Annotated in this window: 13 protein-coding genes and 1 pseudogene; 9 read left to right on the forward strand and 5 right to left on the reverse strand. The window is 68.9% G+C overall.

Going from position 1 to position 11,677, the window contains the following annotated elements:
* On the reverse strand, window positions 1-801 hold an 801-nt coding region (locus AOK11_RS09230), incomplete at its 3' end, for a LacI family DNA-binding transcriptional regulator (protein ID WP_055593177.1).
* 173 nt (window positions 802-974) lie between these two features.
* On the opposite strand from AOK11_RS09230, the gene AOK11_RS39355 reads away from it, so the two are divergent.
* The 4 genes from AOK11_RS39355 to AOK11_RS39360 all read left to right on the forward strand — a co-directional run bounded on the left by AOK11_RS39355 (window position 975) and on the right by AOK11_RS39360 (window position 2,620).
* Window positions 975-1,154: a hypothetical protein gene (locus tag AOK11_RS39355; protein ID WP_079034728.1), complete on the forward strand. Its 180-nt coding sequence runs from the start codon at window positions 975-977 to the stop codon at window positions 1,152-1,154.
* A 312-nt stretch (window positions 1,155-1,466) separates the two neighbouring features.
* A complete protein-coding gene (locus tag AOK11_RS09235) occupies window positions 1,467-1,844 on the forward strand; it encodes a PadR family transcriptional regulator (protein ID WP_055593178.1) in 378 nt (125 codons plus the stop codon).
* Window positions 1,841-2,425 (forward strand): hypothetical protein, encoded by a 585-nt coding sequence (locus tag AOK11_RS09240; protein ID WP_055593179.1) that lies wholly within the window; start codon window positions 1,841-1,843, stop codon window positions 2,423-2,425. The genes AOK11_RS09235 and AOK11_RS09240 overlap by 4 nt, the downstream gene beginning before the upstream one ends.
* Window positions 2,426-2,428: 3 nt before the next feature.
* Window positions 2,429-2,620 (forward strand): DUF397 domain-containing protein, encoded by a 192-nt coding sequence (locus AOK11_RS39360; RefSeq protein WP_079034729.1) that lies wholly within the window; start codon window positions 2,429-2,431, stop codon window positions 2,618-2,620.
* Here the strand turns inward: AOK11_RS39360 and AOK11_RS44625 are convergent.
* Both AOK11_RS44625 and AOK11_RS09250 read right to left on the reverse strand, forming a co-directional pair.
* Window positions 2,620-2,847 (reverse strand): annotated as a pseudogene (locus tag AOK11_RS44625) (Uma2 family endonuclease); the annotation flags it as partial. The gene AOK11_RS39360 and the pseudogene AOK11_RS44625 overlap by 1 nt on opposite strands.
* A gap of 1,114 nt (window positions 2,848-3,961) precedes the next feature.
* Window positions 3,962-4,840: an aldo/keto reductase family oxidoreductase gene (locus tag AOK11_RS09250; RefSeq protein WP_055593180.1), complete on the reverse strand. Its 879-nt coding sequence runs from the start codon at window positions 4,838-4,840 to the stop codon at window positions 3,962-3,964.
* Window positions 4,841-4,970: 130 nt separating this feature from the next.
* On the opposite strand from AOK11_RS09250, the gene AOK11_RS09255 reads away from it, so the two are divergent.
* Complete coding sequence (locus AOK11_RS09255) at window positions 4,971-5,405, forward strand: winged helix-turn-helix transcriptional regulator (protein WP_055593181.1); 435 nt, start codon at window positions 4,971-4,973, stop codon at window positions 5,403-5,405.
* Window positions 5,406-5,554: 149 nt separating this feature from the next.
* Here AOK11_RS09255 and AOK11_RS09260 read toward each other — a convergent pair whose 3' ends face one another.
* On the reverse strand, window positions 5,555-5,974 hold the full coding sequence (locus tag AOK11_RS09260) for an ATP-binding protein (protein WP_055593182.1): 420 nt from the start codon (window positions 5,972-5,974) through the stop codon (window positions 5,555-5,557).
* A 224-nt stretch (window positions 5,975-6,198) separates the two neighbouring features.
* On the opposite strand from AOK11_RS09260, the gene AOK11_RS09265 reads away from it, so the two are divergent.
* Both AOK11_RS09265 and AOK11_RS09270 read left to right on the forward strand, forming a co-directional pair.
* A complete protein-coding gene (locus tag AOK11_RS09265) occupies window positions 6,199-7,035 on the forward strand; it encodes a helix-turn-helix domain-containing protein (RefSeq protein WP_055593183.1) in 837 nt (278 codons plus the stop codon).
* Between the two features lie 5 nt (window positions 7,036-7,040).
* Window positions 7,041-7,229 (forward strand): DUF397 domain-containing protein, encoded by a 189-nt coding sequence (locus AOK11_RS09270; RefSeq protein WP_055593184.1) that lies wholly within the window; start codon window positions 7,041-7,043, stop codon window positions 7,227-7,229.
* A gap of 31 nt (window positions 7,230-7,260) precedes the next feature.
* Here AOK11_RS09270 and AOK11_RS09275 read toward each other — a convergent pair whose 3' ends face one another.
* Complete coding sequence (locus AOK11_RS09275; RefSeq protein ID WP_055593187.1) at window positions 7,261-7,569, reverse strand: hypothetical protein; 309 nt, start codon at window positions 7,567-7,569, stop codon at window positions 7,261-7,263.
* A gap of 101 nt (window positions 7,570-7,670) precedes the next feature.
* On the opposite strand from AOK11_RS09275, the gene recD2 reads away from it, so the two are divergent.
* Together recD2 and AOK11_RS09285 are read left to right on the forward strand one after the other, a co-directional pair.
* The gene (gene recD2 / locus AOK11_RS09280; protein WP_055593185.1) at window positions 7,671-9,923 is read left to right on the forward strand and encodes an SF1B family DNA helicase RecD2; all 2,253 of its coding nucleotides are present in this window, start codon (window positions 7,671-7,673) and stop codon (window positions 9,921-9,923) included.
* A gap of 243 nt (window positions 9,924-10,166) precedes the next feature.
* On the forward strand, window positions 10,167-11,456 hold the full coding sequence (locus AOK11_RS09285) for a citrate synthase (RefSeq protein WP_055593186.1): 1,290 nt from the start codon (window positions 10,167-10,169) through the stop codon (window positions 11,454-11,456).
* The last annotated feature ends 221 nt before the right edge of the window (window positions 11,457-11,677 follow it).

Genomic DNA, 11,677 nt, shown 5'->3' on the forward strand with positions numbered 1-11,677 from the left:
GATGTCCTCGGGAACCCGCAGCCCGCGCGCCCGTACGGCGTCCAGTGCGCCGAGCGCCATCAGGTTGTCGGCGGCGAAGACGACCTCGGGCGGCTCGGCTAGGTCGAGGAAGCCCTCGGTGACCCGGCGGCCGCTGTCGGCCTGGAAGTCGCCCTGACCGATGTAGGCGTCGGGGAGGGGGAGCCCGTACGCGCCGAGCGCCTCACGGAAGGCGTCGACGCGCTCGCGGCCGGTCGTGGTGGCGGCCGGCCCCGCGATGATCGCGAGCCGCCGGTGGCCGAGCCCGTACAGGTGCGCCACGAGGTCCCGCACGGCGGTCCGCCCGTCCGACCGGACCACGGGCACGTCCACACCGGGGATCCAGCGGTCGACGAAGACCATCGGCGTCCCCGCGCGGGCGGCTTCCAGCATCCGGGGCGAACCGCCGTCGGTGGGGGAGACCAGCAGCCCGTCGATACGGCGGTCCAGCAGGGTCGTGACGTGGTGGTCCTGGAGGTCGGGCCGCTCGTCGGCGTTGCCGATGATGACGCTGTAGCCCAGCGCGCGGGCCTCCTCCTCGACGGAGCGGGCCAGCTCGGTGAAGTACGGGTTCATCACGTCGCTGATGACCAGGCCGAGGGTGCGGGTCTGGTGGGTGCGCAGCGACCGGGCGACGGCGTTCGGACGGTAGCCCAACGCCCCGACGGCGGCCAGCACCCGCTCGCGCGCGGCCGCGCTGACCGACGGATGGTCGTTCAGGACACGCGACACCGTGGCGACGGACACGCCCGCCTCGGCGGCGACGTCCTTGATGCCCGCCATCGCCTCCACCTCCTCGTGGAATCGATTACATCGGCTGTGCACCAAGGATTGGAATCGATTACACGAAGGGAAACAAGGGGGTGGAAGTGGCCGACATCAAATCGTGACCGGGGTGCTGAGCGTCGTCGGCGCCCCTCGCGGCGGACCGGAACCGGTCGCTCCCGGTCGGCGTCGTGGTGTTCATGGAGCAGGGCGGGAGCACGATGGGCGAGGAGCCGGCGGGAGCGGAACTGCTGCTCACCTTCTTCCTCGTGGCGGCAATTCCCACCGTCGTCGGAGGAGCGGTGATCCTGTCCCTGGTCGGCCTGACCTCGGCGGCCGGTTCCAGCAGCTGCTCGGCCGTCTCCCCGTAGCCGTCGTCACCGGCGGTCCGTACGGCGGTGAACACCACGGCGTAGTAGGGCGGGGCGGGCAGCGGCGCGGGCGCGGGATCGGTCCCGGAGGTCCTTCCGGCAGGCGACACCGGCAGTACTGCCTCAGACGGTCTCGCACACCCGTCTGAACTCGCAACCTCCCCCGCCCGGTTATCGGCCCACGCTCCTGGAGGGCCTGTCAGGCCGATCGTGCCGGAGTCGGACCTGCCGCGATTACCTGCGCCCTCGGGGCATTGTCATGCGCCGCAAGTATCTTGCGGCGCATGACAATGGCTGACTATCTTGTACCGCATGACAAAGGGGCTGCCCGCTACCGGTGACCAGCGTCGTAGTCAGCTGCTGCGCGGAGTGCTCGATCTGTGCCTGCTGTCGCTGATCGCCGAACGGCCGCGCTACGGCTTCGAGTTCGTGGAGGCACTCGCCGACAACGGGCTCGATCTCGTGAGCGAAGGCAGTATCTATCCGCTGCTCGCCCGGCTGGAGCGGGAGAGGCTCATCTCCTCGTACCGCGCCCCGTCGGCCAGCGGTGGCGCCCCACGCAAGTACTACCGCCTGACCGAAGCGGGACGTGCCGAACTGACGAGCGGCCGGGCCGTGTGGCACGCCTTCAGCGGGCGTGTGGGGCGGATCCTGACCGATACCGGACCCACGGGGGGAAGCGCACCATGACGGACCGGCGCACCATGACGAACCAGCAGGTACTCGCGGTCTGCCGCAGCAACTGGGAGTACCGGGGCATCGACGACGGATCCGTCCGGGAGATGCTCGACGAGCTCTCCGCTCATTTAGAGGACGCGGTAGCCGCAGGCCGCACGCCCCAGGATGTCGTGGGCGACGATGTCAAGGAGTTCGCCGCGTCCTGGGCGCGGGCCCGCGCTCCGTTTCCCCGCCGGCTGCTGCGTACGGCGGCGATGGTCTGCTTCGTGATCGGCTGGCTGATACTGGCCACGTGTCTGCTCCGGTGGACCACCGAACGGGTCGTGAGCGTTGACGATGTCGCCTTCTGGGCCGTCGTCGCAGCGGTCACGGTCGCCTGGGAGCTGCGGCGCGGCAGCCTGGGGCTCGGCAGGAGCCTGGCGGTCGCCCTTGTCGCCGGCTCGGCTGCCGTGCTGCTCTCCCGGTGGCTCGGCGGCGACGGGGAGCTGTTCACCTTGCCGCTGTGGGCGGCCCCGGCGTTGCTCCTTCCCGGACTGCCGTACGCCGTCGCCGAGATGAGGGGCAGGAAGCGCACCGCACCCGGGGTCGACTAGGACCTGCCCGTCCCGTCATGCGGCTGTCCGACTTCGGTCCCCGGCGACGGCGAAGAGTGCGTGGAGAAAGCGAACTCGCCCACCCGCATCGCCGTCCGCGACTCGAAGGCCCCCGCCCGCGCCACCCTCGTCCTCCCGGCCGAGGCCTTCGCCCCCTTCCTCGAAGCCCTCAAGTCGAGTCCCCGCCGCCCCTGACCGTCCCTGCCGTACCGCCGGAACTCCAACGTCTCCACCGTCCATGGCCCGAACGGCACCGAGTCGCCGAAGAGGTACGGCTCCTTGTTGCTGTAGCGCCCCCTGTACGGGTCGGAGTGCACCTGGATCGTTCCGGTGCACGGGTCGACGCACATGTAGTGCGGGATGCCCATGGCCGGACAGCCGGCCGGCTTCTCGTCGTGGTCGTTGCTCGGGTTGGACGGCGAAGCGCACGAAGTTGTGCTTCTTCCACAGAAAATGCAACTGCCGGATGGCGTCCCTCCGGGTAGTACAAGGGATCTGAAGATGGCGTTGCGGGTCGGGATCGGTGGCGCTGCTCGGCGGGGCGGTCGGCTGTTCGTGCGGGCGGTTTTCCTCGGCTGCCCGCGGGATGCGGTCTCGATGTGTGCGATGCCGGGGCGCCCGTCCGCGCCCCGGGGAGCACGCACCGTCCCGAAGTCGTGAGCACTTCGGCCACTACTGTCCTGAGATGGCTCATCTGAGCGTCCAAGTGACACATTCCCGCCGACTGCTCACGGTTCCCGGCAAGGCAGCCGTCTCCGGCCCGCGGCGCTGGGGCCACGCAGAATCCCTGCACCACCCGAAGGGGACACCGTCTGGAGCTCGGGCAATCCTGGAACCCGACAAGGGCTGTGTGCATGAAGCCGAGCGGCTTCTCGACAGTGTCCGCGGGTGGAACGAACGCAAGCGGCGCCTGTGCGCACAGGCCTGTGTGCGCACAGCGTGGCAGCGCCTTTCCGAGACGGGCCTTCTGTCCTCCACGAACCTGGCCCACCCATGTGAGGGAGCGGGACCTGAGCCACGCCACCCACGCCGGCCATGCATCCGGCCGGGGGTGTGCGCCGGACCCGCCGAACCGCTCGAACGGCAAGCTCGCCCTTGAGGAACTCGGTGGTCCGGGGGCGATTTTCCTCGGGGCCATGACGACGGCGCCGTGGCTGAGCCGGGCTCTTGCCGCCGGTCAGCACACGGGTGCGCACGGCCACCCTCTTCCACTCCGCGGCGTCGAGTGGTTTTCCTTGCCGGGTATCGCCCATGACCGCGATGGCGTAGGGCAGAGTGCGGGCCGGCTCGGTGAGGATCGCCCACGTTGTCGGCATGAGCTTCGTGCAGGGGGCGCGGATCGAGCCGTTGCTCCTGGGCCGGACACCGAGACGGGGTGGTCGGCGGAGTGGCCACCGCGAGGTGATCAACGCGATCGCCTTCGAGTGTGGGACCGGGACGCAGTGGGTCCACTCGCCGGAGGAGTACGGCGACTCACGGGTCCGTCGGCACGCGGCCGGAGCCCGGAAGAGGGGGCCCGGCCGGCGCACCGGCCGATCATGCCCGGCCGACGCCGTCCAGTTCGGCCACGTCCTCGTCGGAGAGGGAGAGCCCGGCGCCTGTGATGTTCTCGCGCAGGTGGGCGGTGGACGAGGTACCGGGGATGAGCAGGATGTTCGGCGAGCGCCGCATCAGCCAGGCCAGAGCGACCGACATCGGCGTCGCCTCCAGCCGGCTCGCGACCTGGGAGAGGGCCGCGGACTGGAGCGGCGTGAAGCCGCCCAGGGGGAAGAACGGCACGTAGGCGATGCCGTCGGCGGCGAGGTGGTCGACGAGGTCGTCGTCGTGGCGGTGGGCGAGGTTGTACATGTTCTGCACACACACGATGGGGGCGATGCCGCGCGCCTCGGCGACCTGCTCCGCGGTGACGTTGCTGACGCCGAGGTGGCGGATCAGACCGTCCCGCTGGAGGGCGGCGAGTGTTTCGAACGCTTCGGCGATCGAGTCCGGCCGGGGGCCCTGGGCGTCGCCCATGCGCATGTTGACCAGGTCGAGGGTCTCGACACCGAGGGAGTCGAGGTTCTCGTGGACCTGCTGGCGCAGGTCTTCGGGGCGCCGGGCCGTGGGCCAGCCGCCCTGCGCGTCGCGGGTCGCGCCCACCTTGGTGGCGATGAACAGCGACTCCGGGTAGGGGTACAGCGCTTCGCGGATCAGCTCGTTCGTGATGCGCGGTCCGTAGGCGTCGCTGGTGTCGATGTGGGTGATCCCGAGGCCGACCGCCTCGCGCAGAACGGCCAGGGCGCCGTCGTGGTCGGCGGGCGGCCCCATGACCCACGGGCCGGCGAGCTGCATCGCGCCGTAGCCGAACCGGGTGACGGTCGAGTCACCCAGCCTCCAGGTTCCGCCGGGAAGAGGAGGTGTGAAGGCGGTCTCCATCGCAGTGCCTTTCGTTTCTTGCCGGGGATGGTGTCTCCGTCCCCCTTGCACCAGCATGGGAGACCTGCTTCCCATCGGGAAGTAGGCACTCTGAAGTGCGTAACTACCCCAGAGGTTGGCAGTGAGATCAGTGACGACGACGAAGGCCGAGAAAAGGGCACAGGCCAAGACGGAGTACAACGCGTTCCTGGCGGTGTGCCCCAGCCGTCAGCTCCTCGACCGGATCTCGGACAAGTGGGTCGTCCTGATCCTGTGCGCACTGGGTGGTGACGCGTCCGAACGATCCGGCGCGTCGCACGTCCCGAAAGCGATGCGCTACTCCGAACTCGCCCGGCTGCTGGCGGGCGTCAGCCAGAAGATGCTGACCCAGACCCTGCGCGCCCTCGAACGCGACGGCCTGCTCACCCGTACCGTGACACCCACGGTCCCCGTCACCGTCACCTACGAGCTGACCGACCTCGGCCTCTCACTCCACCACCTGACACGCGGGCTCAGGCAGTGGGCGCAGACCCACATGGACCAGGTCCTCACCAGCCGTGAGAAGCACGACGCGGGAGCTTCCTAGCGAGGACGGTGTTCTCCGTCTTGGCCGAAGGCTGGGATGTGTCCGACCGTGAGGGACGCGCAGTGGGCGGATCGAGCCGCTGCTTCCGGACCGGACACGCGACCGGTCCTGCGGCCGGAACAACGGGCGGCTGATCCGAACGAGACCGCTCAGGCGGTCTGGAGGAGGGCGGCCAGCTCGCACCACACGTACTTGCCCCGGTCGCCCTCCCGGGTCAGCGGCTGCCACCCCCACACGTCGGCGCAGGCCCGAACCAATGCCAGACCTCGCCCCGACTCCCACTCCTCCCGCTCGAACGGCACCGGCGGCTCAGGCGGTTCGGGGTCGGCGTCCCACGCCCCGATCCGCAGCGTCCCCGGCGGCGACCAGCGCACGCGGAGGGCGGCGGGGCCCTTGGTGTGGCGTACGGCGTTGGACACCAACTCCGCCGCCAGCAGTTCGGCGACATCGACGAGGCCGATCAGCCCGTGCATGGTCAGGATCAGCCGGAGGGTGCGGCGACTGATGGTGACGGCGCGGAGATCGTTGGGGATGTGGAGGGAGTACTCCCACGGTTCGTTTTCGGACATGCGTCAACTCCGTTCGGCGGGGGAGGGGTTCGAGGGAGGGGGACGGTGTCATTGCCGCAGGCGTCACGACAGGACGAAGCGGTGCACTTCCGGCGCCCTTGACTTCACAGGGTGTGCAGTGCGTCACCGAGAGTACGGGTTACGTGTAATCCAAGACAAGCCGATCGCGTAATCTGCCCCCGAATGAGCTGCATCGGCAGGCATGTTGAATCAAGGAGCGATCAATGGTCCTCAGGCGTGAGCCGACCGCACGCCATATGCGCCTCGGGGTCGAGCTGCGCAGGCTCCGCGAAGCGGCAGGGCTCACCACCGTCGAGGCGGCGGCGTTGCTTGGAGCGAATCGGGTTCAGATCAGCCAGATCGAATCCGGGCTCGTGGGAGTGAGCGAGCAGCGACTGCGCCGCCTGGCGTCCCACTACGCCTGCACGGACGCAGAGTTCATCGATGCCCTGGTGGACATGGCTACCGACCGGACTCATGGCTGGTGGGAGGAGTACCGAGGGCTGTTGCCGACGTCGTTCCTGGACCTTTCGGAACTGAATCGCCATGCCTCGTTCCGACGTGATGTGGCGATCCTTTACGTACCGGGCCTGCTGCAGACGGAGGGCTACGCCCGTGCCGTCTTCTCCGGCAGAGTGCCCGAACTGGCCGAGGAGGAGCTTGAGGTACGTGTTCGTCATCGAATGGCGGGTCAGGAGATCGCTGTTCCCTACGACTTGGTGATCCACGAGTCGGCGCTGCGGATCAGGGTCGGTGATCGTGCTGCCTCTCGGGCCCAGCTCACCAAGCTCCTCGGGCTTTCCGAAGCGGACAACATCACCATGCGTGTCATCCCCTTCGACTTGGACGGCTTTGCCAGAGCCGGTAGCACGATGACGTACGTGGGTGGCCCCGTGCCCAAACTGGACACAGTTGTGCGTGACGTGCCCCACGGCTCGGCCTTCATCGACTCCGAAGCGCAACTCGGCGCCTTTCGAACCCGCTTCCGTAAGCTGGAAGCCGTGGCGCTCGACCCCCAGCGGTCGCGTGACTTCATCAACCGACTGGTGAAGGAGCTGTGAGAAGCATGGGTAACTGGCGTAAGTCGTCCCATTCGGGACCCGACGACGGCAATGAGTGCGTGGAGATCGCGAACTCGCCCACCCGTGTCGCCGTCCGCGACTCGAAGGTTCCCGCCCGAGCCACCCTCACCTTCCCCGTCACCGCCTTCGCCCCCTTCCTCGAAGCCCTGAAGGAGTCGGCGAGGGAGCTGTGACGCGTACGCGGAGCCGTTGCCGGCGCGGGGCTCAGGTGCGCGTGGGCAATGCCTGCGTCCGTTCCCCGTGTCCGGCGAGGTAGAGCCTCAGGCGTGTCAGGTCCTCGGCCTCGACGAACACCTGTTGCCCCCAGTGCGCGGTGAGGCGGTGTGCGACCTCGACGAGCCGGCGGCGGTCCTCCGGCGTGTACGCCGGGAAACGCGCAGAGCCGTGGTCGGCGATCTCGTTCCCGAGTTCACTGAAGAGCACGGCCCGGAAGCGCCGCTCCTCCTCGTCGGTCAGCGGTGCGGCAGCGGCCTCGGTGGGACGCAACCGGACGTTGTAGAGGTCTCGCGTCACGTGCGGCTCCGCCATCTGTTCGAGTCGGTTCGCGAGAGCCTACCCACTCCGGCCTCTCGGGCGGGCTCCGGGCTGTCACAGCCCACCGGTACCGTCGAACCATGTCCAACCAGTCCGCAGCGGCCCCCGGTGAACGGCGTCTCGCCACGCTCGAAGGTGTGCTGGAGCGCATCACGTACGCCAACGAGGAGAACGGCTACACGGTCGCCCGCGTCGACACCGGCAGAGGCGCCGCCGACCTGCTCACGGTCGTCGGGGCGCTGCTCGGGGCGCAGGTGGGCGAGTCGCTGCGGATGGAGGGGCGCTGGGGGTCGCACCCGCAGTACGGGAAGCAGTTCCACGTCGAGAACTACACGACCCTCCTCCCGGCCACCGTCCAGGGCATCCGGCGCTACCTCGGCTCCGGGCTGGTCAAGGGCATCGGGCCGGTCTTCGCCGACCGCATCACGCAGCACTTCGGCCTGGACACCCTGACCGTCATCGAGGAGGAGCCCAAGCGGCTCATCGAGGTCCCCGGCCTCGGACCCAAGCGGACCAAGAAGATCGTCGACGCCTGGGAGGAGCAGAAGGCGATCAAGGAGGTCATGCTCTTCCTCCAGACCGTCGAGGTGTCGACGTCGATCGCGGTCCGGATCTACAAGAAGTACGGGGACGCCTCGATCTCCGTCGTGAAGAACCAGCCCTACCGGCTGGCGTCCGACGTCTGGGGCATCGGCTTCCTCACGGCCGACAAGATCGCCCAGTCCGTCGGCATCCCGCACGACAGCCCGGACCGGGTCAAGGCCGGTCTGCAGTACGCGCTGTCGCAGGCCACCGACCAGGGGCACTGCTATCTCCCCGAGGAGAAGCTGATCGCCGACGCGGTGAAACTGCTCCAGGTGGACACCGGGCTCGTCATCGAGTGCCTCGCCGAACTGGCCGCCGAGCCGGAGGAGGGCGAGGACCCCGGCGTCGTACGGGAGAAGGTCCCCGACCCGGAGGGCGGCGACCCCGTCACCGCTGTCTACCTGGTGCCCTTCCACCGCGCCGAACTGGCCCTCTCCGCGCAGCTGCTGCGCCTCCTGCGGACCGGTGAGGACCGGATGCCGGGGTTCGGGGAGGTGGCCTGGGACAAGGCGCTGGCCTGGCTGAAGGGCCGTACGGGCGCCGATCTCGCCCCCGAGCAGGAGGCCGCCGTCAAACTGGCGCTCACCGAGAAGGTCGCCGTCCTCACCGGCGGCCCCGGCTGCGGCAAGTCCTTCACGGTGAGGTCCATCGTGGAGCTGGCCCGCGCGAAGCAGGCCAAGGTGGTGCTCGCCGCCCCGACCGGGCGCGCCGCCAAACGTCTCGCGGAGCTGACCGGCGCCGAGGCCTCCACCGTCCACCGCCTGCTGGAGCTCAAGCCCGGCGGGGACGCCGCCTACGACCGGGACCGGCCGCTGGACGCCGACCTGGTGGTGGTCGACGAGGCGTCCATGCTCGATCTGCTGCTGGCCAACAAGCTGGTCAAGGCGGTGGCCCCGGGCGCGCACCTCCTCTTCGTCGGGGACGTCGACCAGCTCCCCAGCGTCGGCGCGGGCGAAGTGCTCCGGGACCTGCTGGCCGACGGCAGTCCGGTCCCCGCCGTCCGCCTCACCCGCGTCTTCCGCCAGGCCCAGCAGTCGGGCGTGGTGACCAACGCGCACCGGATCAACGCCGGACAGCACCCGCTCACCGACGGCATGAAGGACTTCTTCCTCTTCGTCGAGGACGACACGGAGGAGGCCGGCCGGCTCACCGTGGACGTCGCCGCGCGCCGCATCCCGGCGAAGTTCGGGCTCGACCCGCGCCGGGACGTGCAGGTCCTCGCCCCCATGCACCGGGGTCCGGCCGGCGCCGGCACGCTGAACGGCCTGCTCCAGCAGGCCGTCACCCCCGGCCGCCCCGACCTGCCCGAGAAGCGGTTCGGCGGCCGGGTCTTCCGCGTCGGCGACAAGGTCACCCAGATCCGCAACAATTACGAGAAGGGTGAGAACGGGGTCTTCAACGGCACCGTCGGCGTGGTCACCTCGCTCGACCCGGTCGACCAGCGGCTGACGGTGCTGACGGACGAGGACGAGGAGGTGCCGTACGAGTTCGACGAACTGGACGAACTGGCCCACGCCTACGCGGTGACCATCCACCGTTCCCAGGGCAGCGAGTACCCGGCCGTCGTCATCCCGGTGACCACCGGCGCCTGGATGATGCTGCAGCGGAACCTGCTCTACACGGCGGTCACCCGGGCCAAGCGGCTGGTCGTCCTCGTCGGCTCCCGCAGGGCGATCGGACAGGCGGTCCGCACGGTCTCGGCCGGCCGGCGCTGTACGGCGCTCGACTTCCGGCTCGCGGGCGCCTGAACCGTCGTTGTTGCTGCCCTTCGTCCCTCTCCCGGAAGAAAAATGATCGATCAAACGAGTCGGAAACGTCACAGAGGCCTTCCGGAAGGGGAACGCAGGGGGCAGGATGGGCAAGTTGGCGGCACTCAGTGCCGCCGATAGGCCCGATGGTCGACCCCGAGTGCACTCTCCTGAGCCAAGTGGGGGATGGTAGAGACAGTCAGGGCACCTCGAAGATGAGGCACTACGTCGGTGAGGGAAGACGTGAGCGACAACTCTGTAGTACTGCGGTACGGCGACGGCGAGTACACCTACCCGGTGATCGACAGTACGGTCGGTGACAAGGGCTTCGACATCGGGAAGCTCCGATCCCAGACCGGCCTGGTGACGCTGGACAGCGGTTACGGCAACACCGCCGCATACAAATCCGCGATCACGTACCTGGACGGTGAGGGGGGCATCCTCCGTTACCGCGGGTACCCCATCGAGCAGCTGGCCGAGCGCTCCTCCTTCCTGGAGGTCGCCTACCTGCTGATCAACGGCGAGCTGCCGACCGTCGACGAGCTCAGCGAGTTCCGGGGCGAGATCACGCAGCACACCCTGTTGCACGAGGACGTCAAGAACTTCTACAAGGGCTTCCCGCGCGACGCCCACCCGATGGCGATGCTGTCGTCGGTCGTCTCGGCGCTGTCGACGTTCTACCAGGACAGCCACAACCCGTTCGACGAGCGCCAGCGCCACCTTTCCACCATCCGGCTGCTCGCCAAGCTTCCGACGATCGCGGCCTACGCGTACAAGAAGTCGATCGGTCACCCGTTCGTCTACCCGCGCAACGACCTCGGCTACGTCGAGAACTTCCTGCGCATGACCTTCTCCGTCCCGGCCCAGGAGTACGAGCCCGACCCGGTCGTCGTCTCCGCTCTGGACAAGCTGCTCATCCTGCACGCGGACCACGAGCAGAACTGCTCGACCTCCACGGTGCGCCTGGTCGGCTCCTCGCAGGCGAACATGTTCGCCTCGATCTCCGCCGGCATCTCCGCCCTGTGGGGCCCGCTGCACGGTGGCGCCAACCAGTCGGTGCTGGAGATGCTCGAGGGCATCCAGGCCGACGGCGGCGACGTCGACGCCTTCATCCGCAAGGTGAAGAACAAGGAGGACGGCGTCCGCCTGATGGGCTTCGGCCACCGGGTCTACAAGAACTTCGACCCGCGCGCCAAGATCATCAAGGCCGCCGCGCACGACGTGCTGTCCGCTCTCGGCAAGTCCGACGAGCTGCTGGACATCGCGCTCAAGCTGGAGGAGCACGCGCTCTCCGACGACTACTTCGTCTCGCGCAGCCTCTACCCGAACGTGGACTTCTACACCGGCCTGATCTACCGGGCCATGGGCTTCCCGACCGAGATGTTCACGGTCCTGTTCGCCATCGGCCGGCTGCCGGGCTGGATCGCCCAGTGGCACGAGATGATCAAGGAGCCGGGTTCCCGCATCGGCCGCCCCCGCCAGATCTACACGGGCGTGGTGGAGCGCGACTTCCTCCCGGTCGAGGAGCGCTGACCGGACGCGGCACAGGACAGCGACGGACGGCGGGCCCTGGAGGGCGTGCCGTCCGTCGTTCCGTCTCGTACGGCGGGCGGGCGGGCGGGGGTCGGCGGCACCCTGCGGCGAACCGAGTCCGGAAAATCCCGGAAAAGAAGAAGGCGCCCTGCGCCGGTCCCCCCACGGGCCGACGTCAGGGCGCCTTCCCATGTCCCGGTACGGATTCCCCCCACGGGATC

Source organism: Streptomyces hirsutus, from assembly GCF_001418415.1.
Taxonomy (GTDB): Bacteria; Actinomycetota; Actinomycetes; order Streptomycetales; family Streptomycetaceae; genus Streptomyces; species Streptomyces hirsutus.